This is a genomic window from Nocardia sp. NPDC057227 (assembly GCF_042669725.1).
GTDB classification, from domain to species: Bacteria; Actinomycetota; Actinomycetes; order Mycobacteriales; family Mycobacteriaceae; genus Nocardia; species Nocardia asteroides_A.
On sequence record NZ_JBHUXA010000014.1, the window covers coordinates 173716 to 200460 of the forward strand.

Here is a 26745-nt window from a genome sequence, read left to right on the forward strand (position 1 = left end):
GCCATCCCTGTTGCCCCAATGTCTGGGGGGCTGGTTTTTGTTTATAAGAGACTGGTCCTGGGGGGGGGAGCGCCTCGCGGCCACGTGGGGGGCCGCGAGGCTGTTCCCGCCGAGGGTGAAGAAGTCGTCGTCGCGCCCGACCCGCGCGCAGCCGAGCACCTCCGCGAAGACCCCGGCCACGATCTCCTCGATCGGGCCCACGGGCGCGGTGTGCACCGCCGCGGTGCGGACCGGCGCGGGCAGCGCCGACCGATCCAGTTTGCCCGACGCCGTCACCGGAAGCGCGTCGAGGACCACGAAAGCCGCCGGGACCATGTACGACGGCAGCGCCGCGAGCGCCGCCGCGCGGAGTTGCCCGAGCTCGGGCGGGGCCGCCGCCCCGGCGGGCACCGCGTAGGCGACGAGCTGCTCGCCCGCCCCCGCGTCGTCGCGGACGAGCACGACCGCGCGGGCAACGCCGGGCACCGCCTCGAGCACCGCCTCGATCTCGCCGAGCTCGATCCGCAGCCCGCGCAGCTTGACCTGGAAGTCGGTGCGGCCGAGGTACTCCAGCTCACCGGTGGCGGTCCAGCGCACCAGGTCGCCGGTGCGGTAGAGCCGCGCGCCCGGGTCCGCGATGCCGTCCGGCCCGCCGAACGGGTCGGCGACGAAGCGCGCCGCGGTCAGCCCCGGCCTGGCGATGTACCCGCGGGCGAGCTGTACCCCCGACAGATACAGCTCGCCCGGAGCCCCGACCGGTACCGGCCGCAGCCGTGAATCGAGCACGTGCAGCCGGGTGTTGAACACCGGAGCACCGATCGGTACCGAGCGGGAGTCGTTGTCGGTCACCTCGTGGAAGGTGACGTCGACCGCCGCCTCCGTTGGACCGTAGAGGTTGTGCAGCCTGGCCCCGGTGCGCCGCCGCAGCCGCTGCGCGGTGGCGGCGGGCAGCGCCTCGCCGGAGGCGAAGACCTGCCGCAGGGTGCTGCGCGCCGGGAAGTCCCGGTACCCGAGGAAGGCGTCGAGCACCGACGGCACGAAGTGCGCGACCGTCACGCCGTGCGCGGCGATGACGGCGTGCAGGTGCGCGGGGTCGCGGTGCCCGTCCGGGCCCGCGAGGACCAGGGTGGCGCCGACCTGCAGCGGCCAGAAGAACTCCCACACCGACACGTCGAAGGTGGCCGGGGTCTTCTGCAGGACGACGTCGTCCGTGCCGAGCCGGTACTGCTCCTGCATCCACACCAGCCGGTTCACGATGGCCGCGTGCGTCACCGTCACGCCCTTCGGGAGCCCGGTGGAGCCGGAGGTGAACAGCACGTACGCCGGATTCTCCGGCCGCACCGTCGGCAGCGCGCTGCCATCGGGGGCGGAGGCGATGGCCTCGGCCAGGTCGAGCACCGGAATCGCAGGCAGCGGGCTTGCGCCCGTCGTCAGCACGCATGCGGGCGCCGCGGTGCGCAGGATGTGCGCGGTCCGCTCGGCCGGATGATCCGGGTCGAGCGGCAGGTACGCCGCCCCCGCCGCCTGGATCCCGTACAGCGCCACCACCAGGTCGAGCGAGCGCCGCAGGTGCACCGCGACCACGGTCTCCGGCCCGGCCCCGCGCGCCACCAGCGCCCGCGCCAGCCGCGCACTGCGCGCGGCCAGCTCGCGATAGGTCAGCGCGGCACCGTCGGCCGCGCGCACCGCGACGGCGTCGGGGGTGCGCCGCACCTGCGCCAGAAACAGCTCCGGCAACGTCGCCGCAGGCACCGCGAACCCGGTCTCGTTCCAGATCCGCGTGCTCACCTCCAGCTCCAGCTCGGTGGCGACCGGAACGACGTCCAGCCGCTGCTCGGGCGCCACCGCGGCCAGCCGCTCCAGGAACCCGGCGAACCGCGCGTGGTGCCGCGAGACCTCCTCCGGCGTGTAGAGGTTCGGGTTCGCCTCCAGGTCGACGTGCACCAGGTCCCGATCGCCGTAGTACACGTTCAGGCTCAGGTCCTCCACCGCGCCGGTGGAGACCACATGGTTGCGGCCGGTGGTCGAGCCGAGCGTCAGATCGGTGCCGAACAGCATGATGTTGGCGAGCGGCCCGAAGAGCGCACGGCGGGCAGGCGCCCCCTCGCGCTCGCCCGCGCCGCGGATGTCCTCGTGCCGGAAGCGCTGGTGCCGCAGCGCCCCCGTCACCTCGACCCTGGTGTCGCGCAGCAGCTCACCCCAGGTGCCGTCCACCCGCAGCCGGAGCGGGACCACGTTGGAGAGCATGCCGCCCGAGCGCCGCATCACGGCGGTGGTCCGCGCGGTCACCGGCAGGCTCAGCACCACCTGTTCGCGGTCGGTGAGCCTGCCGAGGTAGCAGGCGAAACCGGCCAGCAGCACGACGGCGAGCGTGGAGTCGTGCGCGGCGGCGAGCGCGGTCAGCCGCTCGGTCAGCCGCTCCGGCAGCACCGCGCCCGCGACGAGATTGCTCGCCGATCGCGGGGCCGTGCGCCCGGCCAGGCTGGTCGCCTCGTCGAGCCCGGCCACCCGCGCGGCCCAGTGCTCCCGGTCGGCGGCGAAGCGGCTGCTCTCCCGGTAGCGCAGCTCGGCGTCGGCGAGCTCGGTCAGCGACCCCGTCCGCGCCGGGGCCGGCTCGGTGCCGGAGACCCGCGCGGTGTACAGCTCGGCGATCCGGGTCGCGCTGGCGAGCGCGCCGAATCCGTCGAGCACGATGTGATGCACCCGCATATACCAGAACCAGCGCCGCGCGCCGACCCGCAGCGCGGCGCCCGCGAAGAGCCGGTCGGCGAGCAGGTCGACCGGGCGGGCCGCGTCGGCCCGCATCCAGGCGTGCCCGGCGGCGACCGGATCGGCGTGCCCGCGCAGGTCGACGACCGGGATGTCGACGTTCAGCGTGGGATCGACGAGCTGGAACGGCACCCCGTCCCGCTCCCCGATCCGGACCAGCGCCGATTCGTACTCCGCGGCGGCGACCCGCGTGACCTCCTGCAGCAGCTCCGGATCGAGCTCGCCCTCGACGTCGACGTACTGGGCGACATTGATCGGGACCTCGGGCTCGAGCAGCTGGGCGTACCAGACACCCAGCTGCGCCGGGGCCAGCGCGAACGGTTCGGTGCCCTGGGTTCCGCCGTCGTTCCGCACGCCGGCCCCACCCGTCTCCGTACCCTGCACCAGAGCCTCCAAGCTATCCGATTCCGTTGTCGCCGAACGGTTTCCGGGCAGCACAAAGAGACCTGCGCTACCGCGGGGTGTTGACTGCGCGACCTGCCGTTACGGCTCGCGCTGATCCTCGAATGTGAACGAATCGGTGGCCGCCGGCTCCCGGTGGCCACCAGTCCTCGGCGGTGTCCGCCCGCCGGGGCCGGTTCAGCTGTCCTGACTCCTCACCATTCCGCCGCGGGTGTCGTCACCGCGACCTGTTGCCTACCTCACACGGATTCGTTCCGCGCATTGGACACTATGTCCTGCGTTAAAAAAACGGAACTTTTTCATCCAAAAAACCTGGGCGATTGACCAGAAGTTGCCGGGTGGCCCGGACAATCCGGGCACGAAGGTGTTCCGGACCACAATCAGCGGCTGAATGTGACCTGTGGCACCGACGCCGGCCGAGACTATGGGGCAAAACGTTGCATCCGCGTTGCATCGGCGCCGAGCCTGCGATCGAGAACCCGGATCTTGGCCTCTATCTGCGCGTACAGCGGGGATTCGCGATCGACGGTGGCGCGATATGCCACCCAGGCGTCGGCGTCGTCCCGTCCTTCGGGGCCAGCGGTCCACCGGCGCAGCACGGCGGAGTCGCCGGAGTTCAGCACCGCCGCGCGCAGCCGCACCCGCAGTTCGTCGCGGATGTCGAGAATGCCGGGGGCGTTCGAGCGCGGCAGCACGGGCCCGGCGTAGAGCCGGAGCGCGGCGTCGACGTCGCCGGAGTCGAGCGCGCCGCGCAGCGCGTCGACGTCGGTAGCCACGTGGGTGCGCAGCCGGTACGGCCGGGAGCCGAAGACGGCGGGGCCGACGACCGCGCGCAGCCGGGACATGGCGGCCCTGATGGTGCCGTTGTCCAGGTCGGTGTCGTCGAGCAGCAGCGCGAGATGGTCGGCGCCGAGCCCCTCGGGGTGCTCGGTGAGCAGCAGCAGGATCTCGGCGTGGCGCTGGGAGAGCAGCACCCGGCCGGTCGGCGTGGAGAGCTGTGGCTGGCCGAGGCCGAGCACGTCGAGCGCGAGCCTGCCGATCGGCGGGGCCGGATCGTCCGGGGAGCCGTGCCGCTCGGCCCGCATGGCGCGCAGCACCAGGTCCATCTCGGCGGCGGTGGCCGCCGCCTTGACCAGGGCGAGGATCTCCGGCCGGGCCACCCGGACGCCACCCGCGATCATCAGCACCCCGACCAGCCTGCCGTCCGGCGCGTGCACGGGGGCGGCCGCGCCGGTGAGCTGGTGCATGCGGTGCAGGAAGTGCTCGGGGCCGTGGATCCAGGCCGCGCGGCCGGTGCGGACGACGAGCCCGACGGCGCCGGTGCCGACCCGCCGCTCGCTCAGGTCGTCGCCCGCGCGCAGCCCGATCTCGGCGACCGCGTTCACCAGGTCCTCGTTGCCGTGCACGGTGAGCACCCGGCCGAACTGGTCGGCGACCACCACGATGAGCCCGCCGCGCGCGGCGTCCTGCACGAGGAGTTTGTCGATGAGCGGCATCAGCACGGCGATCGGGTGCGCGTCCCGGTAGCGCTGCAGATCGGCGCCGCGCAGCCCGCGGCCGTCCACCGGGTCGAGCGGATCGATGCCCCCGCGCACGCTCCGCAACCACGATTCGAGGACGAGGGGGCGCAGCAGACCGGCGAGCTGCGACAGCTGCTCGCCACCCGCGCCGAGGTACCCGTGGGCCTGCGCGGCATAGGCCTCCAGCGCACCGAGCTCGGAGCCGTGCTCCGCAGCAGGGGCCGCCGTAATACCTTCGCGCGGTCGGGTAGCGGCGTCTTCTTGCTGCCCTCGAGGCCGCCCACCCGCAAGATTGCTGACCATTAGCCTTTCTTTCCCCCCCAAACTGTACCGGCGCGTAGGTTCTCGGCGGGGCGGATGGCTCCTTTGTCCTTCACCTCACAACGGCGACCGAGGCGGAGAAATTGTGACCTATTAGTCGTTCAGATTATCCGCGCAGGCCGGCCGCGATCAGCTCCGCGAGTGCGACGACCATCGCCTGCGGCCCGCGGGCCAGCGGGACCGGCACGATCGACAGGTCCGCGATCCACAGGTCGTCCAGGCCGTACAGCCGTCCCATCCGGTCCACCACCGCATGGTTGTCATCCTGCCTCCCCATGCGACAGGAGCCGGCCAAATGTTGCGAAGTGGTGAGAATCGCGGGCAGCCCGGCCGCCGCGGGCGGCTGCGCCGAGACCGCCGCGCCCGCCATCCCGGACAGCAGTTCGGCCGCGCTGCCGAGGCCGTCGCGCATCGCCCGCCGATCGGCCGCGGCGGCCAGGTGGTTGTGTTCGATCACAGGCGGCACGCGGGGGTCGGCGGCGCGCAGCCGGAGCGTCCCGGTGGTAGCCGGGCGCATGAGCGCGACCCCGATCCGGCGCACCCCGGGCGCGAACTCCAGCGCGTACGGCCGCACCTCGACGCCGTCCAGCTCCAGCACGGTCTCCAGCGCCACCGCGCCGGGGCGGCTCGAGGCGATGCGGTAGTCGAGCCCGATCTCCGGGTGGTCGGCGCAGTGCAGCCCGACCGGCGCCGCCAGCACCGGCTCGATCCCGGCGGCGCGCAGCTCCTCCGGTGGGCCGATACCCGAGCGCAGCAGCAGCGCCGCCGACTCGATGGCGCCCGCGCAGAGCACCACCCGGCCCGCGGGCAGGGTCTCGGTCTCCGTGCGCACCCCGGCCACCCGGCCGTGTTCGATGAGCAGCCCGGTGACCTGGGTTCCGCCGCGCAGCGTGAGGTTCGGCCTGCTCAGCGCGGGCAGCAGGTAGCGGGAGCCGGTGTCGGCGCGCAGCGGGCCGTCCAGCGAGCAGGGCACCGGGCCGACGCCGGTGGCGGGGGCATCCGGGGCATTCCAGTCCGGCACGGCCGGGAAGCCCGCGGCCAGCGCGGCGGCGGTGAAGGGGTCGTCCGGCGCGGCGGGGCGGCGCACCGGGATGGGGCCGTCGGTGCCGTGGTAGGGCGCGGAGCCGAAGTCGAGGTCGCGCTCGATCGCCGCGAAGACCGGCGCCAGGGCGGCAGCGCTCCAGGTGTCGTCGCCGACCTGCGCGGACCAGGCGGCGAGGTCGGCGGCGGGCGGGCGGATGAAGTAGGCCCCGTTGACCGCGCCGGAGCCGCCGAGCGCCGCGCCGCGCACCAGGGTGGCCGCGACCGGGATGCCGTCGGCGTACCCGAGCACGGCGGGGTAGTGCCGCAGCCACGGCGCGGCCGGGTCGAGCGGCAGGGTCGCGGCGTCGAGCAGGCCGGGCGGGGCCTGCGCGGGGGTCGCCCAGACCGGGCCCGCCTCCAGGACCAGCACGGTGTGCGCGGGGTCGGCGCTCAGCCGGGCGGCGACCACGCAGCCTGCGGTACCGGCGCCGACGACCAGCGTGTCCGGCTCCGGCCGCACGGCTCAGCCCATCCGGAAGCGGAGCACCGGGGTGAGCGCGGCCGCGCTGCGCGCCCGGTACGCCCCGAGCCACAGGCCGGAGCCGTAGGCGATGTCGTCCAGCCGCTTGAACCCCAGGTACCGCACCGGGTCGAGGCCGTCGCGCTGGTAGTGCGTGTACCAGTCGACCAGCCCCTCGCCGACCGCGAGCAGCAGCGCCACCCGCCGGATCCGGCGCGAGGCCAGCACCGCGAGCAGCGTCACCGGCCAGTAGTGCCTGCAGGCCGCGGAGGCGATCCGCCACAGCCCGCCGGCGAAGCCCCTGGTGACGTAGATCGCCGCGATCCGGTTCGGGTTGTCCAGCCCGGCGAGCGCCCGGCGCAGCCGCAGCCCGGCCGCGAACAGCGTGCCGATCCCGCCCGCCGCGCCGAGCTTGGTGCCGGTGCCGAAGAGCACGGCGGCGAGCAGGGTCCAGGCGGGCAGCGTGAGCGGGGAGACCAGCTCCGCGTGCCGCTCCGCCAGCGGGGCGGCGCCGGTGCCGTAGTACCGCCTGCGCGCGAACCAGGAGCGGAAGGTCACCCGGTGGTCGTGCGCCACCCTGGCGGCCGGCTCGTACCGCAGCCGCCAGCCCGCGCGCTCCAGCCGCCAGCACAGGTCGACGTCCTCCGCGACCCGCATCTCCTCGTCGAAGCCGCCCGCGTCCAGCAGCGCCTGCCTGCGCACCAGCAGCGCCGCGCTCGGCACGTAGCTGACCACGGTGTTCGACCGCACCGCGGCCTCGCGCCGCCCCAGGTCCAGCGACGAGCGCGAATGCTCGTAGCGGGCAAGGGCATTGGCGCGCGGGTCGAGCGCGACGATGCGCGGCGCGACCAGCGCCACCTCGGGGTCGCTGAAGTGCCCGAGCATGACCTCCAGCCACCCGGTGCGCGGGACGACGTCGCTGTCCAGGAAGGCCACGTAGTCGGTCGTCGCGGCGCGCAGCCCGGCATTGCGCGCGGCCGACGGGCCGAGTGCCAGGTCGTGCCGCAGCACCGTGACCGCCGCCCGCCGCTGCGGGTCGCGCACCGGCTCGGCCGAGCCGTCGTCCACCACGATCACCCGGTGGTGCTCGGAGATCCCGGCCAGCAACCGGTCGAGCCCGGCGGCGTTGTCGCGCAGCGGCACCACCACCGTCACCTGCTCCGGCGAGGGCAGCAGCCGCGGGCGCGGATTGCCGACCCCCGAGTCGAGCAGCCGCCGCGCCACCGTGGCCGAGCGCTGATCGGTGACCTCCAGGTAGCCGTCGCCGATCATGGCGGCGGCCTCCGGCGCGAGCCGCAGCAGCCGGGCGGGCGAGCCGCCGATCAGGATCCGGCCCCCCGAGAACGCGCGCACCCGCGGATCGATCCGCACCCCGAAACCGTCGGGCAGGCGATCGTGGCGCATTCCTGCGATGCTATGCCGAATCGGCGGCGCGGGCATCATCGGCCGCCGCCACCTGCGGCGTTGGGGCGAGCCGCGGCCCGAGGTCCGGCATACCGGGGGCAACCCCTCGGAACGGGCCGGAAAACTGAAACACGTTACAGTGACCACGCGCGCCGGGCGGCACGGTGAACCCGGCATCGCCCCGCACCCCCGGTTGACCGGGCGCGCCGCGCGCGGAACCGGCCCGCCCGCGCGGGTTCTAGACTTCGGTGGGAAACGCAGGTGAACGGCGAGTGACGGGTGGCACACACCCGCGGCGGTAGAGGTGGCATGGGAGTCGGACGTACGCAGGCCGGCGGGGCGGGCAACTCGCTCTCGGAGGCCGAGATCGTCGAGGCCGCGCTGCGGGTGGTCCGCCAGGACGGCGTGGCGAAGCTCTCCATGCGGCGACTCTCCCGCGAACTGGGCGTCTCGCCGATGGCCCCCTACTACTACGTGGCCGACAAGCGCGAGCTGCTCGACCTGGTCGCCACCGCCGCGCTCACCGGACTCCGCACGCCACCGCCGGATTCCGGGCCGTGGCAGCTGCGGCTGCGCGACCTGATCGACCAGATCGACGAGAAACTGCGCAAGCACCCCGGGCTCGGCGACATCCTGCTCGAGCAGATGCTCGGCAAACAGCTCGATCTGATCACCGCCATCATGGAGATCCTGGTCGACGCCGGCTTCGACGACCGCAACGTGCTCGCCGCCTACGCCACCATCCACACCTACCTCTTCGGCCGCAGCCGGGTGCAGCCGCGCGACCGCTACTCGCCCCCGGACATCACCCTGCCCGAGCCGGTGGCGCGAGCCAGCCGATACATGGCGGACCTGCGCGGCCGCTACTCCTACGACTTCGGCATGGAGGTGCTCGTGGCCGGGCTGGAGGCCCAGCTTGTCCGTCGGCCGCGCGCCGACGTAGGATAAAACTGCAACACGTTCTAGTTATCGCGTCGCTCCCGGTGCCGCCGGGTCCGGAAAGGACGACATGACCACCGTCGAGGTCCCCCATGGTTCGCGTTCGGCCGTGCTGCGCGTCGCCGCGGTCGTCGCGGAGACGGCCGACGCCTGCTCGCTCGTCTTCGAGGTGCCGGACGAGTTGCGCGAGCGGTTCCAGTACAAGCCGGGCCAGTTCCTGACCCTGCGCATCCCCAGCGACCGCACCGGCTCGGTGGCGCGCTGCTACTCCCTGGCCAGCTCGCCGCATACCGACGACGCGCCCAAGGTGACGGTGAAGCGCACCGACGGCGGTTACGGCTCCAACTGGGTCTGCGACAACGTCAAGGCAGGCGACGAGCTAGAGGTGCTCCCGCCCTCCGGCGTCTTCACCCCCAAGGATCTCGGCGCCGACCTGCTGCTCTTCGGCGCGGGCAGCGGCATCACACCGGTCATGTCCATCCTGAAGTCCGCGCTGGACCAGGGCTCCGGCCGGATCGTGCTGGTCTATGCCAACCGGGATGCCACCTCGGTGATCTTCGCCGACGAGCTGCGCGAGCTGGCCCAGCGCCACCCCGGCAGGCTCACCGTGCTGCACTGGCTGGAGAGCCTGCAGGGGCTGCCGAGCACCGAGCAGCTGGCCGGGCTGGTGGCGCCCTACACCGAGCACCACGCCTTCATGTGCGGCCCGAAGGCGTTCATGGACCGGGTGCACGACGCGCTCGGCACGCTCGGCGTCCCGCGCGACCGCACGCACGCCGAGGTCTTCAACTCGCTGGCAGGCGACCCGTTCGCCGAGCACGTCGCCGCCGAGGTGAGCGACGCGGACGCCGCCGACGCCGCCACCGTCGAGGTGGAGCTGGACGGCGAGACGCACGAGCTGCGCTGGCCGCGCAAGCAGACGCTGGTCGACATCATGCTCGACAGGGGCATCGACGTGCCCTACTCCTGCCAGGAGGGCGAGTGCGGCTCCTGTGCCTGCACCGTGCTCGAGGGCAAGGTCGAGATGGCCAACGCCGAGATCCTCGACCCCGAGGACATCGAGAACGGGTACATCCTCGGCTGCCAGGCCCGCCCGATCACCGACCGGCTGCGCATCCAGTTCTGAGCGCCGCGGTCGCGCTCGGGCGTCGGATCCGGCGCGATAGCGCGGGCCGGTCAGCGCAGGGCGCGGTAGCCGGCGCGCTCGGCCGGGTCGAGATGCTCGGTGGCATAGCTCAGTGCGGTACGGCCCATGGCCGCCGCGTGCCGATCGAGGAAGCCGGTCAGCACCGCGCGGTCGACCCGCTTGCCGACCTCGCGGAGCATCCACCCGGAGGCCTTCTGCAGCAGGTCGCGACGGTCCGGCAGCAGCCGCTCGACCAGCTCCAGCGTGGTGCTGGGGTCACCGGCCTTGATGAAGGCGAAGGTGCTGAGCAGCGCGACCCGGCGCTCCCAGAGCGAATCGGCGGCGGCGAGCTCGATGAGCAGGTCGCGCGGGCGGTCGAGCAGCCAGCGGCCGACGATGTACTCGGCGGAGGCGTCAACCAGGTCCCAGTTGTTCACCCGGCCGCCGCGCACCGCACGCAGGTACAGCTCGACGATCGTGCGCTGCGTCTCCTCGTCGCGGGTGCGCGGGCGGGCGGCGAGTTCGGAGCGGCGGTTCAGGATGAAGAGCGCCGCCAGCCGCTCCTCGTGCACCGGGCTCGCCAGCAGCTCGTCGACCTGGTCCAGCGGCAGTGCGGCGAAGCGCTCGGCGACCTTCCTGGTGGCGGGCACCCGGACCCCGATGAAGACATCCCCCTCGCCGTACTCCCCCGGCCCGGTCTTGAAGAACCGCCGCGCGCCATCGGCATCGCGCGGATCGGCGTGCGCACGCAGCGCGGCCCGCAGCGCATCGGCCGAAGCGGGCACTGCCGATCCCGCAGCGTTGCCGACGCTCGACGCCGACGCTGCTGCGGCGTCGCCGACGCTCGACCTGCGGCCGCGCGGCGTCACGGCAGCCCGGCGCCGAGCAGCCGCCCCGACTCGAACGCCCCCGCGCTCGGCGGCAGCGGGCCGGGGCGCCCGCTGGTGCGCACCAGGATGGTGCCGTTTCCGGTGCTCGGCCGCCCCAGCTCCTCCATCCGCCGCACCGTCTGCGCGGCCACCGCGGGCGCGCTGTCGAAGAGCCGGACCCCGGCGGGCAGCGCGGCCAGGATCTCGTCGGCCATGAGCGGGTAGTGCGTGCAGCCGAGCACGACACCCTCGACGCCGTCGGGTGTGCGCTCGGCGGCCGAGGCGATGGCCCTGCGGGCGGCCGCCAGCTCGCCGCGGTCGATGGAGTCGGCGAGGCCGTGGCAGGCGATCCCGACCACATCGGCGGCACCGCCGAAGCGGGCGATCAGGTCCGCCTGGTACCGGCTGGCGGTGGTGGCCGCGGTCGCCCAGACCGCCACCGAGCGGCACTCCGCCGCGGCGGGCTTGATCGCGGGCACGGTGCCGACCACCGGCACCTCCGGACCGACCATGGCCCGCAGCTGCGCCAGCGCGGTGACGCTGGCGGTATTGCACGGCAGCACGATCACCTCGGCGCCGAGCCGCAGCGAATCCGCGGCGGTGTCGAGCACCCGCTGCACCGTCCACGCCTCCGGCTTCGGCCCCCAGGGCGCGCCGTCCGGGTCGAGCTGGAGCAGCAGGTCCACGTCCGGGCGCAGTTTGCGCAGCCATGCCGCCGTCGGCAGCAGGCCGAGCCCCGAATCGATGAGCGCCACGATCACACCGCTCACCGTATTACAGGGCTCGGACACCCCCGCCCCTGGCCGAGCGCGGCAGCCGCGCAGCGGCACGTGCCCGCACCGGCGGCGCGCAACCGCCGCAGCCGCAGCACGTGGCGCGCGTACCGGCGGCGCGAATCCGGCTCAGGCGGGCGCGAGCACGTCCGCGACCCGCGCGCCCGCGGCGATCTTGCCCCGCGCCTTCATCACCTTCCCGGCCATGCCGGCGCCGACCACCGCGGTGAGAATCCCGTCCCGCGAGTAGTAGGCGATGAAGGCGTGCCCGTTCCCCGGCTCCACGTGCAGGTCGTCGGCCGGGCTCGGCTTGCCGAGCGCCTGCAGCTTGAGCTCGTACTGGTCGCTCCAGAAGTACGGCACCTGCGCGGGCACGGCGGGCACCTCGGTACCTGGCACCAGCTCGGCCAGGATGTGCAGCGCCACCACCCGCGCCTGCTCGCCCGCGCTGGTCCAGTGCTCCATCCGCCGGTGCGCACCGGCCGCGGTGCGCCAGGCCGCCACATCGCCCGCGGCCCAGACCCCGGCCGCGGAGGTGCGGCCGTTCTCGTCGGCGAGGACGCCGCCACCGGCCCCGGCGGGCGCCAGCTCGACCCCGGACTCGGCCAGCCACTCCACCTCGGGCCGCGAGCCGACGCCGAACACCACCAGATCGGCCGCCACCTCGCTGCCGTCGCTGAGCTCGGCCCCGCGCACCGCCCCGTTCTCGTCGGCGTGCAGCAGCGAGACGCCGAGCCCGCAGCGCACGTCGACGCCCTTGGCCCGGTGCATCTCGGCGACCCGCTCGCCGACCTGCTCGCCGAGTACCCCGGCCAGCGGCGCGGCCTGCGGCTCCACCAGCACCACGTCCAGCCCCTCGGCCCGGAACGATGCCGCCACCTCGCAGCCGATGAACCCGGCCCCGATCACCAGCGCGCTGCGCGCCGAGCCCACCGCGGCACGCAGCCCGGCGGCGTCGTCGTGCGAGCGGAGCACGTGGATCCCGGCCAGCTCGGGCAGCCCGGTGAGCCTGCGCGGGCGCAGCCCGGTGGCGATCACCAGGTGCGCGTACTCCAGCTCACCGCCGTCCGCGAGCAGCAGCCTGCGGTGCGCGATGTCGATCCCGGCCGCCGCCACCCCGAGCCGCAGCTCGATCTGCTTCTCCGCGAAGAACTCGGGCGGCCGCAGCGCCGTGTCCTCGACCTCGCCGCGCACGAACTGCTTGGACAGCGGCGGGCGGTCGTACGGCGGCCGGTTCTCGTCGCCGACCAGGACGAGGCCGCCCTCGTACCCGGCCCGCCGCAGCTCCTCTGCGGTTCGCAGCCCGGCAAGGCCTGCGCCGACGATCACGATCGGTGCGGTCATCGCGTTCTCCATTCTCGAGAATGCCGTTATCATACCTGGAACGAGGTAGCTATCACCCTAGCAAGTGCTTGGTTGGTCGTCAGCACCGTCGTTCGTCCCCCGAAACGCCGAACGGCGCCGCCCCCACAGGGGCGACGCCGTCCGAACCGCGATGTCAGGACATCACTTCAGGATCTTGATCACGCGACCGGCACCGACGGTGCGGCCACCCTCACGGATCGCGAAGCGCAGGCCCTCTTCCATGGCGATCGGCTGGATCAGCTTGACCAGCATCTCCGTGTTGTCGCCCGGCATGACCATCTCGGTGCCCTCGGGGAGGGTGACGACACCGGTCACGTCGGTGGTGCGGAAGTAGAACTGCGGGCGGTAGTTGTTGAAGAACGGGGTGTGGCGGCCGCCCTCGTCCTTCGACAGGATGTACGCCTGGCCCTCGAACTCGGTGTGCGGGGTCGTGGTGCCCGGCTTGACGACGACCTGGCCGCGCTCCACGTCCTCGCGCTTGATGCCGCGGACCAGCAGGCCGACGTTGTCGCCCGCCTGACCCTGGTCGAGCAGCTTGCGGAACATCTCGATGCCGGTGATCGTGGTCTTGGTCGTCTTCTCCTTGATCCCGACGATCTCGACCTCTTCGTTCACGTTCACGATGCCGCGCTCGACGCGACCGGTGACGACGGTGCCACGGCCGGTGATCGTGAAGACGTCCTCGATCGGCATCAGGAACGGCTTCTCGGTCTCGCGCACCGGGTCCGGGATGGACTCGTCGACCGCGTCCATGAGCTCGACGACGGAGGCGACCCACTTCTCGTCACCCTCGAGCGCCTTCAGGCCGGAGACGCGAACGACGGGGGCGTCCTCGTCGAACTCCTGCGCGGCCAGCAGCTCGCGGACCTCCATCTCGACGAGCTCGAGGATCTCCTCGTCGTCGACCATGTCCGACTTGTTCAGCGCGACCAGGATGTAGGGCACGCCGACCTGGCGGGCGAGCAGCACGTGCTCGCGGGTCTGCGGCATCGGGCCGTCGGTAGCCGCCACGACCAGGATCGCGCCGTCCATCTGCGCCGCACCGGTGATCATGTTCTTGATGTAGTCGGCGTGGCCCGGGGCGTCGACGTGGGCGTAGTGCCGCTTCTCCGTCTGGTACTCGACGTGGGAGATGTTGATCGTGATACCACGAGCCTTCTCCTCCGGCGCCTTGTCGATCTGGTCGAACGCGAACGCCGCGTTCAGGGTGGGGTACTTGTCGGCCAGCACCTTGGTGATCGCCGCGGTCAGCGTGGTCTTGCCGTGGTCGACGTGACCGATGGTGCCGATGTTGACGTGCGGCTTCGTCCGCTCGAACTTCGCCTTCGCCACTTTGTGTCCTCCTGGACTGTCTTGGTGCGTGCAGTTGCAGCAGTGCGGTGGTCTCCCCCGCACTTACACGGGGAAAGGGTATTGCGTACGCCCGGGAGCGTGTTACTCGCCGGTCGCCTTGGCGATGATCTCCTTCGACACGTTGGCCGGAACCTCCGCGTACGAGTCGAACACCATGGAGTAGTTCGCCCGGCCCTGGGTCTTCGACCGCAGGTCACCGATGTAGCCGAACATCTCCGAGAGCGGAACCAGCGCCTTGACGACACGGGCACCACTGCGTTCCTCCATGGCCTGGATCTGGCCACGGCGGGAGTTCAGGTCGCCGATCACATCGCCCATGTAGTCCTCGGGCGTGATCACCTCGACCGCCATCAGCGGCTCGAGGATGACCGGACCGGCCTTGCGGGCCGCTTCCTTCAGGGCCTGCGCGCCGGCGATCTTGAACGCCATCTCCGAGGAGTCGACGTCGTGGTAGGCGCCGTCGAGCAGCTTCGCCTTGATGTTGACCAGCGGGTACCCGGCCAGCACGCCGTACTGCATGGCGTCCTGGATGCCCGCGTCGACCGAGGGGATGTACTCGCGCGGCACCCGGCCACCGGTGACCTTGTTCTCGAACTCGTAGGTCGCGCCGTCCTCGCCGACGAACGGCTCGAGGGCGATGATGACCTTCGCGAACTGGCCGGAGCCACCGGTCTGCTTCTTGTGCGTGTACTCGTGCTTCTCGACCGCCTTGGTCAGCGTCTCGCGGTAGGCCACCTGCGGCTTGCCGACGTTCGCCTCGACCTTGAACTCGCGGCGCATCCGGTCGACCAGGATGTCCAGGTGCAGCTCGCCCATGCCGCCGATGACGGTCTGGCCGGTCTCCTGGTCCAGCTTGACCGAGAAGGTCGGGTCCTCTTCCGAGAGCCGCTGGATCGCGGTGCCCAGCTTCTCCTGGTCGGACTTGGTCTTGGGCTCGATCGAGACCTCGATGACCGGGTCCGGGAAGGTCATGGACTCCAGCACGATCTGCTTCTGCGGATCGCTCAGGGTGTCACCGGTGGTGGTGTCCTTGAGGCCGATGACCGCGTAGATGTGCCCGGCGGAGGCCGCGCCGACCGGATTCTCCTTGTTGGAGTGCATCTGGAACAGCTTGCCGAGCCGCTCCTTCTTGCCCTTGGTGGAGTTGATCACCTGGGCACCGGAGTCGACCTTGCCCGAGTACACCCGGACGTAGGTCAGCTTGCCGAAGAAGGGGTGCACCGCGATCTTGAACGCCAGCGCCGCGAACGGCTCGGAGGCGTCCGGCTTGCGGGTCAGCAGCTCCTCTTCCTTGCCGGGGACGTGGCCCGTGGTGTTCTCCACGTCCAGCGGCGAGGGGAGGTAGTCGATGACCGCGTCCAGCATGGGCTGCACGCCCTTGTTCTTGAACGCGGAGCCGCAGAGCACCGGGTAGAGCTCGGAGTTCACCGTCAGCTTGCGGATGGCGCCCTTGATCTCCTCGATCGAGAGCTCATCGCCGCCGAAGAACTTCTCCAGCAGCGCCTCGTCGGACTCGGCGACGGTCTCCAGCAGCGCGGTGCGGTACTCCTCGGCGCGCTCCTTCAGGTCGTCCGGGATCTCGACGACCTCGTACTCCTCGCCGAGCTTGGTCTCGCCGCGCCAGACCTTGGCGTTGTTCTCGACCAGGTCGACGATGCCCTCGAAGGTGTCCTCGGCGCCGATCGGCAACTGGAGCACCAGCGGCTTGGCGCCGAGGCGCTCCTGGATGGTGCGCACGGTGAAGTAGAAATCCGCACCGAGCTTGTCCATCTTGTTGACGAAGCAGATCCGCGGCACGTCGTACTTGTCGGCCTGACGCCACACCTGCTCGGACTGGGGCTCGACGCCCTCCTTGCCGTCGAACACGGCCACGGCGCCATCGAGCACCCGCAGCGACCGCTCCACCTCGACGGTGAAGTCGACGTGCCCGGGGGTGTCGATGATGTTGATCTGGTTGTCTTTCCAGAAGCACGTGGTCGCGGCGGAGGTGATGGTGATACCACGCTCCTGCTCCTGCTCCATCCAGTCCATCGTGGCCGCGCCGTCGTGGACCTCACCGATCTTGTACGTGATACCGGTGTAGAAGAGGATGCGTTCGGTAGTGGTGGTCTTACCGGCATCGATGTGGGCCATGATGCCGATGTTGCGGACCTTGTTCAGGTCGGTGAGCACGTCCTGTGCCACGGAAATCTTCCCCGCTCTGCTCTCTGGGATGCGTCTTCGGTTGTCAACGCCGGAAGCGAACGAACCACTTCTCGACCGTATCCAATTGGCATGATCGCTGGCCCTGCGTGGTGACGACGAGCTGCCGCCTCCGGGCCTGACGCTCTCATGCCGTGAGCCCGCCGGCCCCGACAGCGATGACGGGCCGGGCGGGAATCACCAGCGGTAGTGCGCGAAGGCCCGGTTGGACTCGGCCATCTTGTGCGTGTCCTCGCGGCGCTTGACCGAGGCGCCGAGGCCGTTGCTGGCATCGAGCAGCTCGTTGGCCAGCCGCTCGACCATGGTCTTCTCGCGGCGCGCCCGCGAGTAGTTGACCAGCCAGCGCAGCGCCAGGGTGTTGGAGCGGCCCGGCCGGACCTCGATCGGCACCTGGTAGGTGGCGCCACCGACGCGGCGCGGCTTGACCTCGAGGGCGGGCTTGACGTTGTCCAGCGCGCGCTTGAGGGTGACGACCGGATCGGTGCCGGTCTTCTCCCGCGCCTGCTCCAGCGCGCCGTAGACGATGCGCTCGGCGGTGGACTTCTTACCGTCCATCAGGATCTTGTTGACCAGCTGGGTGACCAGCGGCGACCCGTAGACCGGGTCATTGATCAACGGACGCTTGGGAGCGGGACCCTTGCGCGGCATATCAGCTCTTCTCCTTCTTGGCGCCGTAGCGGCTGCGGGCCTGCTTGCGGTTCTTCACGCCCTGGGTGTCGAGCGAGCCGCGGATGATCTTGTAGCGCACACCGGGCAGGTCCTTCACACGACCGCCGCGGACGAGCACCATCGAGTGCTCCTGCAGGTTGTGGCCTTCACCGGGGATGTACGCCGTGACCTCGATCGCGCTGGTCAGGCGAACACGCGCAACCTTGCGGAGCGCGGAGTTCGGCTTCTTGGGGGTCGTGGTGTACACACGGGTGCACACGCCACGGCGCTGCGGGCTGCCCTTGAGCGCCGCGGTCTTGGTCTTGGCGACCTTGTCACGGCGACCCTTGCGGACCAGCTGGTTGATGGTTGGCATAGACCGGCTTTCCTCAGTTGTTATCGCGGTACGGGAACTTCATGGCTCAGCTGCACGTCCGACCCCATTTCTCGCGTCCCGAGGTCGGGCGTGTCGCGCACGGTACGGAACCCCGGATTCCAGGCACACCTGAGGGGGTCGGCCGCTCTCGCTGGCCTACGTCTGCACACGAACCTGCCCGCTACGTTCCGGGCACAGCCGTCCACGATACCCGTGACCTCGAGAAAGGTCGAAACGGGGTGGTCAGCGGGCGGCTGGGCGGGGATATCACCGCGCCAGGTTCAGCGTCAGCGCCATGAGTTTGCGGACCGCCTCGCACGGGTCCGGGTGGCTGGAGCCCGCCCGATAGTTGAGCCACCAGCCGATCACGCCGTTGTCCGGCGCACTCGCCACCATGCCACACGAGTCCGGATCGCCGGGCCTGCGGATCTGCAGGACCAGCGCGCTGTCGACGGTGACGTTCTCGGTCTGGTACCCGAGCTTGTTGTTCGTCTGCTTCTCGTTGCCGAGCGAGCCGTTCTCGTACCAGTTCAACGTGGCCATCCCGTCGCCGCCGGGCGCGCCGATCAGATCCCACATGCAGACCGCGCCGAAGAAGGAGTCCTCGGGGGTGACGCCCTCGCCGATCGCCTCGCCGATCTGCTCGTGGCTCAGGATGTCGCACTCGCGGAGCAGCTTGTCCAGCCTGGTGTCGACCGGCTGGCTCTCGCCGACCCCGAGCGGCGTGCCAGGGATCTCCCGGCCGCAGCCGCTCACCGCCGCGGTCACGGCGAGCGCGGCGGCGAGCGCCGCCCCGCCCCTGCGCAGTCCGTTTCGCATGCCGCTCCTCACCGGATCCGCTGGAGCGTCAGCTCGGCCAGCGCCCGGCTCCGGTCGCAGGGGTTGCCGGAGCCGAACGGCCCGAGGTTGGTCGACCACTCGAAGAAGTCGTCGCCGAGCTGGATGGCCAGGTCGCAGATCGAGCCGCCGGGGTCGAGCGCGGCGAAGCCGGGCTTGCCCGCCACCTCGATCTGCTCGGGCGCGCGGCCGTTCACCGTCACCCAGGCCCGCTCGCGCTCGATCGGGCTGCCCCGGTAGGAGGCGAAGGTGATGCTGGCCCCGCCGAAGCCGCCCGCCTGCCAGTTGCAGCCGACCGCGTTCCGGAAAACCCTGGTGGCCTGGCCGATCCCGCCGGCATCGCGGATCTCGTCGTCGGTGACGTTGCCGCACTCGCCGACGAAGGGCCCAAGCGCGACGACCTTCGGCGCGGGCCGGGAGGGACCGGTCTGCTCGGAGCCGTCGCCGGAGCCGCAGCCGGAGAGCACGAGCGCCGAGGCTGCCACCGCGACCGCCGCCCACTTGATCCGCATGCCTCGAACTGTACCGAGTGCCGGGCGGCGCACCGGCTCACAGATTCCCCCTCGCCTCCTGCTCCCGCTCGATCGCCTCGAAGAGCGCACGGAAGTTGCCCTTGCCGAAGCCGAGTGAGCCGTGCCGCTCGATGAGCTCGAAGAAGACGGTGGGGCGGTCGCCGAGCGGGCGGGTGAAGATCTGCAGCAGGTAACCGTCCTCGTCCCGGTCGACCAGGATGCCGCGGCGCTCCAGCTCCGCGACCGGCGCCCGGACGTGCCCGATCCGCGCCCGCAGCTCGGGGTCGCGGTAGTAGGCGGCCGGGGTGTCGAGGAATTCGATGCCCTGCGCGCGCAGGATGTCGACGGCGCCGATGATGTCGGCGGTGGCCAGCGCGACGTGCTGCACCCCCGGCCCGCGGTAGAACTCGAGGAACTCGTCGATCTGCGAGCGCTTGCGGCCGGGCGCCGGCTCGTTCAGCGGGAACTTCACCCGGTGGTTGCCGTTCGCCACCACCTTGCTCATCAGCGCCGAGTACTCGGTGGCGATGTCGTCGCCGATGAACTCGGCCAGATCGGTGAACCCCATGACGTCGCGGTAGAAGCCGGCCCAGCGGTCCATCCGGCCCAGCTCGACATTGCCGACCACGTGGTCGACGGCGAGGAAGACCGGTGCGCCGGTGGGGCCGCCGGTGCGCGCGACGAAGCCGGGGCGGTACGGGCCGTCGTAGCGGGAGCGGTCGATCAGGGTGTGCCTGGTGTCGCCGTAGGCGGCGAGCGCGGCCACCCGGACGGTGCCGAACTCGTCGGTCTCGTCGTGCGGTTCGGTCAGCACGGTGGCGCCGCGGGCGCGGGCGGTGCGCACGCAGCGGTCCACGTCCGGCACCTCGAGCGCGATATCGGCGATGCCGTCGCCGTGCTCGCGGTGGTGCGCGGCCAGCGGGCTGGCCGGGTCGACCGCGCCCGCCACGACGAACCGCGCCGCCCCCGCGCGCAGCACGAACGCCTTGTGGTCGCGGTTGCCGGTCTCCGGGCCGGAGTAGGCCACCTGCCGCATGCCGAAGGCGCTGCGCAGGAAGTGCGCGGCCTGGGTGGCGTTGCCGACGACCCAGACCAGGGCGTCCCAGCCGATCACCGGGAAGGGGTCGGCGCCGGTGTCGTGATCGACCAGCCCGACGAGGGTGCGCAGGTCCTGCTCGCTCGGAATCGGTTCCACCGTCATCGCCCTACCAGACCGCGTGCCGCCGTAGCCGGGCAAGCTCGCGAGAAAATCGTGGTCATGCCGGTACATCCGGCCAGCGGATACCGGGTTTTCCTTGGCAGAATGAACAGTATGACCAAGAGCCAGGCGCGACTGGACGAACTCGATCTGGCCATCCTCGCCGCCATGCACGAGTACCAGAAGGCGGGCATCCTCGAGCTCTCCCGGCGGACCAGGGTGGCCCGCGCGACGGTGCAGGCGCGGATCGGCCGGATGGAGCAGGCCGGGGTGATCGCCTCCTACGACCCGCACATCGACGTCACCGCGGCCGGGTTCGACGTGCAGGCCTTCGTCACGCTGGAGATCGCGCAGGGCGCGCTGGACAGCGTCGCCGAGGAGCTGGCCGCCATCCCCGGCGTGCTGGAGGCCTACGCCACCACCGGCTCCGGCGACGTGCTCTGCCGGATCGGCGCCGATTCGCACGCCGGGCTGCAGGCGGTGCTGCTCAGCATCGACCGGACCGGGTCGGTGGTGCGCTCGCACAGCGTCATCGTGCTCTCCACCGTCGTGCCGCGCCGCACGCTTCCGCTGCTGCGCACGCTCGCGCCCGCGGGGACGAGCAAGGCTCCGGCGTACCGCGACACCAGGTGAGGACAGCCCCCGGCTGCAAGCCCCGCTCCCCGCTCCCGGTCCTGGCCACGGCCCTGGACAGCCGGGAGGTGGGCACGCCGGCGGCGTCCAGGTCAGCCGCCGCGAATATCGGCGTCCGAGTCCAGGATCAGCACCTCGGGCTCGCGCTCCGGCTCCAGGAAGCCGAGCAGGGCGTGCGCCTCCGCCTCGACCTCGGCGCGCTCGGCCGCGCTCCACGGCCGGGCGGGCACGATCCGCGCGGTACCCCCGGTGATCTTGTAGTGCCCGGCGACGAAGCCGTCCACCAGCACCGGCGAGACCATCACCGGGAAGACCCGCTGTGCGGATTGCGGCAGAATCCGGCTCCGATCCCGGTGCGAGAGCGTCGCGTTGTCGTACCAGCCGAGCAAGCGGACCGGCGCGGGCACGTCCGGGTCGGTGAGCTCGGCGTCGGCGAGGTCGTAGAGCACCTTGCCGCGCTCGTCGGTGTAGGTGCGCACCCGGTCGCCGAGCGAATCGATGGCCTGCTTGGCGCCGGGCAGCTTGGACCAGGTCTGCATGTCCGCGGTGCCGGCCGGGCCGAAGGCGGCGAGGTAGCGGGCGAGCAGCTCGGCGAGCGGGTAGCCGGGGTCGAGCGGGGCGCCGAGCCAGGGCTCGATCCGCGCCCAGACCGGCTTGCTGTTGTCCCGCCAGCGTCCACGCGGCGGCACCTGCAGCACCGGCAGCTGGTAGAGCCAGGCCTGCACCACGTGCCCCGGCTGCCGGTCCGGGTAGTGCGCGAGCGCCGCGGCGCGCAGGTCGACCGAGGAGATCGGTTCGGCGCCGACCGCCGCCTCGCCGCGGGCCCGCACCTCCTCCGGATCGAGCCCGACCATGGCGCCGAAATTGAACCCCTTGCGGAACGGCACCTTCTCCAGCTCCGGCTGGATGTGCGGCGCGATGCGCAGCGCGTCGGCGGCGGTGACCAGGTGGATGGTGCCGCGCATCAGCGTGATCCGGACCAGCGAGCGGTCATCCAGCCCGCGATCCACCGTGCTCCGGTCGAAGCCTGCGATCCGGCTCCACGCGCCGACGAAGGGCGGCGGGACGTCCTGCGCCTGCAGCCCGATCAGGTGCTCGCAGAGCGCGGCGATGCGCAGCGGCGCGCGCGCCAGCAGGTGCTGGCGCGCGAGCAGCGTGCGATTGAGGGTGCGATCCGAGAGCCTGTCCCCCGCTGCGGTCATGGCGAGCACCGTACCGGCGCCCGCCGACAGCCGGTCAGCGAACGGTGACGACCACCTTGCCGGTCGCGCTGCGCTGCTCCAGCGAGGCGACCGCCTCGGCCGTGCGCTCCAGCGGGTACCGCACCACCTGCGGCGGGGCGATCGTGCCGTCGGCAAGCAGCGGCTCCACCTCGGCCCACTGCTCGGCCAGGTAGCCGGGGTGCTTCAGCACCCACGCGCCCCAGCCCGCGCCGATCACCTCGACATTGTTGAGCAGCAGCCGGTTCACCTTGACCTGCGGGATGTCGCCAGCGGTGAAGCCGACCACGAGCAGCCTGCCCGCCGGGGCCAGCGAGCGCAGGCTGTCGGTGAAGCGGTCGCCGCCGACCGGGTCGAGCACGATGTCGACGCCGCGGCCGCCGGTCAGCTCCTTGACCCGGGCGGCCCAGTCCTCGGTGAGCACCACGTCGGTGGCGCCGTTGGCCCGCGCCACCGCGGCCTTCTCCTCGGTGCTGACCACGCCGATCACCCGGCCTGCGCCGAGCGCGCCGGCCAGCCGCAGCGTCGAGGTGCCGATGCCGCCCGCCGCGCCGTGCACGAGCACGGTCTCGCCCTTGGCCAGCCTGCCTCGGGTGCGTAGGCAGAAGTGCACGGTCAGGTCGTTGAAGAGGATGCCTGCCCCCGCCTCCAGCGAGACCGCGTCCGGCAGCGCGAACACCGTGTCGGCGGGCACCACCGCGGTCTCCGCGACGGCGTTGCCGAGCATGGTCAGCGCCAGCACCCGGTCGCCCGCCCGCACGTGCGCGCCCGCCGGCGCCGTGCGCACGATGCCGGAGATCTCGCCGCCGACGGTGAACGGCAGCTCCGGCTTCATCTGGTACAGCCCGCGCGACATGAGCACATCCGGGAAGGCGATGCCCGCGGCGTGCACATCGATGACGACGCCGCCGGGGAACGCCACCGGCTCCGCGATCTCCGCGACCTCGATCGAATCCGGTCCCTCTAGGGTGCTGATCCTGGCTGCGCGCATGGGCCGACCTCTCTCTCCGCACGGCATCGACCGGGGTGGGACGCCGCGTCGAGCCCAACCTAACCGCCCTGCGTGCGGCCCGGTCGGAGCATCCCGTTTTGCTATGCTGACCGCGACTTACGGGGAGGGGGAGTTCTCATGGTCGAATCAACGGGGAATCCGAGCGCGGCGATCCGGGTGGATCCGGACGTCCTGCGCACGTTCGCCCAGCGCCTCGGCGCCGAGGCGGAGGCGGTCACCGGGCTCGCGGCGGGCGAGCCGTTCGCGCCCGCGGTGAACGCGCTGCCAGGCACCGGGATCGGGGCCGCCGCCGCGGCCGCGGGGGCCGCGCTGGACGGCTCGCTGCAGCGGATCGGCGCCCGGCTCACCACCGTCGCCGACAATCTGCGCACCGCCGCGGGCGGCTACGACCTCGACGAGGCCGAGTTCGCGCACCGGCTCGGCACCATCGGGCTGCCGTCATGACACTCACCGTCGACGACGTCGCCGCCTGGCAGCCCGACCAGCTCACCGCGGCGGGCGACGCCGCGGCCCGGATCCAGGCGGAGCTGGACGCCGCGCTCGGCGCCGCGGTCACCGACACCGCCGCGCTCACCTGGTCCGGCGCCACCGCCACCGCTGCGACGGCGAGGGTGGAGACCGAGAAGACCCGCGGCTCCGCGGTGAGCGCCGCGCTGCTGGAGCTGCGCACGGCCTTCACCCAGCAGGTGACGAACCTGGCCGAGGCGAAGGCGAAGGTGCTCGCACTGCGCGACGACGCGCTGAACCAGCCCGCCCCGATGGGGCCGTACGGCGTCGCCCCGGACGGCACCGTCGACGCCGCCGCCCGCATCGCCTACCTGCGCGGCCGGGCGCACCTGGTCGACGTGGACGGCCTCGTCTTCCAGGAGGCGCTGCAGGCCGCCTCGCGCAGCTGGAACCTGACCCAGGCGCTGCGCACCGCGGAAGCCACCGCCAGCACCGCGCAGAGCGCCATCGACCGGGCCACCGGCACGCTGCGCGCGGCCTACGACGGCCTCGGCGAACCGGCGCTGAACGTCCCGGCGGCCACCACACCGGCCGCCTCGGCCGCGCCCGCGAGCACCACCGCGGCCCCCGTCTCGTACAGCAGCGGCGGGTCCCCGTCGAACGGCGGCGGAACGCCGACCGGCACCGACAGCGGGAGCGGCACCCCGCAGTACACCGCCACCGGCTCGATGCCGACCGGGCCCATGCCGACCGGTGACAAGGCCGAGTGGATCCGGCAGGCGATCGAGGTGCTGCGGGCGCAGGGGTACGACGTCAAGGACAGCGACGCCGCCGTCATCGCCATGATCATCGACAAGGAGTCGGGTGGAAACCCGCAGGCCATCAACCTGTGGGACAGCAATGCCGCGGCCGGCATCCCGTCCAAGGGGCTCATGCAGACCATCGACCCCACCTTCGACGCCTACAAGGTGGCCGGGCACGACGACATCTGGAACCCGGTCGACAACATCATCGCCGGGTCCCGCTACGCCATCGAACGGTACGGGTCGCTCTCGAATGTGCCCGGCATCGTCGCCATGTCGAGCGGGCAGGGATATCGGGGCTATTGATTCGCGTGCCAAGGCCACGGCGGCCGCGCACGGTGGTAAGTTCTGCGGCGCCGCGCCGGGCTGCTCCCGGTGGCGCAACCGTTCGTCGCCGGGCACGGCAGCAGGGCGGACGTCGCACCGACTCTGCGTGAGGGTGTGACCTACGCCCCGTAAAGTCGTCTCACAAGAGCACCGCACGAACACGCAGCACACCGTGCAGCGCGAGGAGCACCAAGTGTCAGTCGAACAGCCACTCGCCCCGCTTCCCGAGGAGGGCACGGGCTTCGATTCGGCGTGGCCCGTCCGGGCGGGGGATGTGGATCCCTACAACCGATTGCGCTTCGACGCCGTCGCCCGCTACCTGCAGGACATCGCCTGGGAGCAGCTCAACGGCACCTTCCTGAACCGGACCGACCCGAACTGGATCGTCCGGCGCACGGTCATCGACGTCATCCGCCCGGTGCTGTGGCCGGACGAAGTGCAGCTGCTGCGCTGGTGCTCCAGCATGTCGACCCGCTGGACCAATATGCGGGTCCGGCTGACCAGCGGCAACGGCGGGCTGATCGAGACCGAGGGCTTCTGGATCAATATCAGCGAGTCCAACAACATGCCTGCCAGGATCAGCGACGAGGGCCTCGCCTACCTGGCCCGCTCCACCGACGAGCACCGGCTGCGCTGGCGCCCGTACCTCACCGACGCCACCCCGCCGGAGTCCGACACCGACCTGCCCTTCCCGGTCCGGGCCACCGATATCGACCAGTACAACCACGTGAACAATGCCTGCTACTGGCAGGCCGTCGAGCAGTTCCTTGCCGAGTACCCCAAGCTGGTCGCGGCGCCGCACCGCGCCGTCATCGAGTACGTGGCGCCGGTGCTCGCCCGCCAGCACATCCAGGTGCGCAGCCGGTACGAGTCGGGGGACCGGTCCGGTGGGCCGGTGCTGCGGCTGTGGTTCGTTGTCGGTGGGGCGACCACCACGGTCGTGCGGATCATGCCGCTCCCCGCCTAGCGAGGAGCGGCACGGGCCTCAGCCGCGGGAGGCGTTCAGCAGGTCCTCCCTGGACGCGAACTTCACGCGGGGGCGGCCTGTGGTCTTGCCTGCGGTCTTCTCCGCGGTATCGATCGCTTTCCACCCCGCCCGGTCCACCAGATCCGGCTGACGCGACTCCACCAACTCCCGCAACGCCGCCCGGTCCGCTTTCGGAGCGGCGAGCTTGCCGGCCACGAAGTCGGCGATCAGTTGTTCCACGGTCTCTTCGGAATCGACCCGGTTCGACCCGATCACACCCCGAGCACCCCGCTTGATCCAGCCACTGACGTACACGCCCTGGACGGGTGTGCCGTCCTCGACGACCCGGCCCTGCTCGTTGGGGACCACACCCTTGCCCTCGTCGAAGGGCAACGCCGGAACCGGCTGCCCGCGGTAGCCGATGCTGCGCAGCACGAGCCCGGTTTCGAGGGTCTCGGTCCGGTCGGTCGTGCGGGCGCTGACCTGCCCGTTGTCCTCGAACAACTCGTTGTGGGCGAACTCCACGGCCGTGACCTTGTCCTCACCGATGACAGCGGTGGGGGAGGTCAGGAACCGGAACACGATCCGCTTGTGACCCGGATTACGCGAGGCGTGCGCGTACTCCTCGGCCAGGGTGTACTTCAACCGCACCGACGGCTCCACATCCGGATCATCCAAATGCCCCCGCGAGAGGTCGTCGAGATCGAGGTCCTCGGCAGCGACCACCACATCGACATTCTTCACATGCGCCAACGCCAGGAACTCCGGAGAGGTGTACGCGGCCTGCAACGGGCCACGACGGCCCAGGATGACCACTTCCTTGATGTTGCTGGCCCGCAGAGCGTCCAGGGCGTGGTCGGCGATGTCGGTCTTGGCCAGCTCGTCGGGATCCAAAGTGAGGACCCGGGCGATATCGAGAGCGACGTTACCGTTACCCACGATCACCGCCCGCTCCCCCGACAAGTCATAGGACCGGTCGGCGTAATCGGGGTGCCCGTTGTACCAGGCCACGAACTCCGTCGCCGACACACTGCCCGCCAACTCCTCACCCGGCACCCCCAGACGCCGGTCGGTCGACGCCCCCACCGCATAAACAACCGCGTGATGATGGTCGAGGAGCTCTTCGTGGCTGATATGGGTACCGACCTCGACATTGAGGTAGTACTGCAAGGTGTCGCGGCGGAACGCGGACTCGAACAT

General features: G+C 71.6%; 23 protein-coding genes. 6 read left to right on the forward strand and 17 right to left on the reverse strand.

What is annotated here, in order from left to right; all coding sequences use genetic code 11:
• From ACFUJ1_RS20585 to mftF, 4 genes are all read right to left on the reverse strand, one after another.
• Positions 1-3102: amino acid adenylation domain-containing protein (locus ACFUJ1_RS20585; RefSeq protein WP_378647797.1), on the reverse strand; the 3102-nt coding region annotated here is incomplete at its 3' end.
• 470 nt (positions 3103-3572) lie between these two features.
• Positions 3573-4745, reverse strand: a complete 1173-nt coding sequence (locus ACFUJ1_RS20590; RefSeq protein WP_378647798.1) for a GAF domain-containing protein — start codon at positions 4743-4745, stop codon at positions 3573-3575.
• Positions 4746-5097: 352 nt separating this feature from the next.
• On the reverse strand, positions 5098-6534 hold the full coding sequence (gene mftG / locus ACFUJ1_RS20595; RefSeq protein WP_378647799.1) for a mycofactocin system GMC family oxidoreductase MftG: 1437 nt from the start codon (positions 6532-6534) through the stop codon (positions 5098-5100).
• A 3-nt stretch (positions 6535-6537) separates the two neighbouring features.
• On the reverse strand, positions 6538-7938 hold the full coding sequence (mftF, locus tag ACFUJ1_RS20600; RefSeq protein WP_378647800.1) for a mycofactocin biosynthesis glycosyltransferase MftF: 1401 nt from the start codon (positions 7936-7938) through the stop codon (positions 6538-6540).
• Between the two features lie 309 nt (positions 7939-8247).
• Between mftF and mftR2 the strand changes: the two genes are divergently transcribed.
• The gene (gene mftR2 / locus ACFUJ1_RS20605; RefSeq protein ID WP_378647801.1) at positions 8248-8886 is read left to right on the forward strand and encodes a mycofactocin system transcriptional regulator MftR2; all 639 of its coding nucleotides are present in this window, start codon (positions 8248-8250) and stop codon (positions 8884-8886) included.
• Between the two features lie 61 nt (positions 8887-8947).
• Positions 8948-10003: a 2Fe-2S iron-sulfur cluster-binding protein gene (locus ACFUJ1_RS20610; protein ID WP_378647802.1), complete on the forward strand. Its 1056-nt coding sequence runs from the start codon at positions 8948-8950 to the stop codon at positions 10001-10003.
• A 50-nt stretch (positions 10004-10053) separates the two neighbouring features.
• On the opposite strand, the gene ACFUJ1_RS20615 is transcribed toward ACFUJ1_RS20610, so the two are convergent.
• The 10 genes from ACFUJ1_RS20615 to hppD all read right to left on the reverse strand — a co-directional run bounded on the left by ACFUJ1_RS20615 (position 10054) and on the right by hppD (position 20139).
• Complete coding sequence (locus tag ACFUJ1_RS20615) at positions 10054-10788, reverse strand: DNA alkylation repair protein (protein WP_378647803.1); 735 nt, start codon at positions 10786-10788, stop codon at positions 10054-10056.
• Positions 10789-10868: 80 nt separating this feature from the next.
• Positions 10869-11633: a glutamate racemase gene (locus ACFUJ1_RS20620; protein WP_378647804.1), complete on the reverse strand. Its 765-nt coding sequence runs from the start codon at positions 11631-11633 to the stop codon at positions 10869-10871.
• A gap of 141 nt (positions 11634-11774) precedes the next feature.
• Entirely contained in the window at positions 11775-12989 is a 1215-nt protein-coding gene (locus tag ACFUJ1_RS20625; protein WP_378647805.1) for an NAD(P)/FAD-dependent oxidoreductase, read from the reverse strand.
• 162 nt (positions 12990-13151) lie between these two features.
• Positions 13152-14342, reverse strand: a complete 1191-nt coding sequence (tuf, locus tag ACFUJ1_RS20630) for an elongation factor Tu (RefSeq protein WP_233020638.1) — start codon at positions 14340-14342, stop codon at positions 13152-13154.
• A gap of 102 nt (positions 14343-14444) precedes the next feature.
• On the reverse strand, positions 14445-16547 hold the full coding sequence (fusA, locus tag ACFUJ1_RS20635; RefSeq protein WP_378647807.1) for an elongation factor G: 2103 nt from the start codon (positions 16545-16547) through the stop codon (positions 14445-14447).
• Between the two features lie 195 nt (positions 16548-16742).
• Positions 16743-17213, reverse strand: coding sequence for a 30S ribosomal protein S7 (rpsG, locus tag ACFUJ1_RS20640; RefSeq protein WP_233020640.1), 471 nt, complete (start codon positions 17211-17213; stop codon positions 16743-16745).
• Between the two features lies 1 nt (position 17214).
• A complete protein-coding gene (rpsL, locus tag ACFUJ1_RS20645) occupies positions 17215-17589 on the reverse strand; it encodes a 30S ribosomal protein S12 (RefSeq protein WP_067653430.1) in 375 nt (124 codons plus the stop codon).
• Between the two features lie 267 nt (positions 17590-17856).
• A complete protein-coding gene (locus tag ACFUJ1_RS20650; RefSeq protein WP_378647809.1) occupies positions 17857-18408 on the reverse strand; it encodes a DUF3558 domain-containing protein in 552 nt (183 codons plus the stop codon).
• 8 nt (positions 18409-18416) lie between these two features.
• On the reverse strand, positions 18417-18938 hold the full coding sequence (locus ACFUJ1_RS20655; RefSeq protein WP_378647811.1) for a DUF3558 domain-containing protein: 522 nt from the start codon (positions 18936-18938) through the stop codon (positions 18417-18419).
• Positions 18939-18975: 37 nt separating this feature from the next.
• Positions 18976-20139, reverse strand: a complete 1164-nt coding sequence (hppD, locus tag ACFUJ1_RS20660; RefSeq protein WP_378647813.1) for a 4-hydroxyphenylpyruvate dioxygenase — start codon at positions 20137-20139, stop codon at positions 18976-18978.
• A gap of 111 nt (positions 20140-20250) precedes the next feature.
• Between hppD and ACFUJ1_RS20665 the strand changes: the two genes are divergently transcribed.
• Positions 20251-20769, forward strand: a complete 519-nt coding sequence (locus ACFUJ1_RS20665; RefSeq protein WP_378647815.1) for an Lrp/AsnC family transcriptional regulator — start codon at positions 20251-20253, stop codon at positions 20767-20769.
• Between the two features lie 92 nt (positions 20770-20861).
• On the opposite strand, the gene ACFUJ1_RS20670 is transcribed toward ACFUJ1_RS20665, so the two are convergent.
• Positions 20862-21971, reverse strand: coding sequence for a winged helix DNA-binding domain-containing protein (locus ACFUJ1_RS20670; RefSeq protein WP_378647817.1), 1110 nt, complete (start codon positions 21969-21971; stop codon positions 20862-20864).
• 34 nt (positions 21972-22005) lie between these two features.
• Complete coding sequence (locus tag ACFUJ1_RS20675) at positions 22006-22980, reverse strand: NADPH:quinone oxidoreductase family protein (RefSeq protein WP_378647819.1); 975 nt, start codon at positions 22978-22980, stop codon at positions 22006-22008.
• A 138-nt stretch (positions 22981-23118) separates the two neighbouring features.
• On the opposite strand from ACFUJ1_RS20675, the gene ACFUJ1_RS20680 reads away from it, so the two are divergent.
• From ACFUJ1_RS20680 to ACFUJ1_RS20690, 3 genes are all read left to right on the forward strand, one after another.
• Positions 23119-23445, forward strand: coding sequence for a type VII secretion target (locus ACFUJ1_RS20680; RefSeq protein ID WP_378647821.1), 327 nt, complete (start codon positions 23119-23121; stop codon positions 23443-23445).
• Positions 23442-24557 carry a transglycosylase SLT domain-containing protein gene (locus ACFUJ1_RS20685; protein WP_378647823.1) on the forward strand — a complete coding sequence of 372 codons (1116 nt, stop codon included), beginning with the start codon at positions 23442-23444 and terminating at the stop codon, positions 24555-24557. The genes ACFUJ1_RS20680 and ACFUJ1_RS20685 overlap by 4 nt, the downstream gene beginning before the upstream one ends.
• Positions 24558-24771: 214 nt before the next feature.
• Complete coding sequence (locus tag ACFUJ1_RS20690; protein WP_378647825.1) at positions 24772-25545, forward strand: acyl-[acyl-carrier-protein] thioesterase; 774 nt, start codon at positions 24772-24774, stop codon at positions 25543-25545.
• An 18-nt stretch (positions 25546-25563) separates the two neighbouring features.
• Here the strand turns inward: ACFUJ1_RS20690 and ACFUJ1_RS20695 are convergent.
• A partial coding sequence (locus ACFUJ1_RS20695) for a ferredoxin (RefSeq protein WP_378647827.1) occupies positions 25564-26745 on the reverse strand: 1182 nt, incomplete at its 5' end.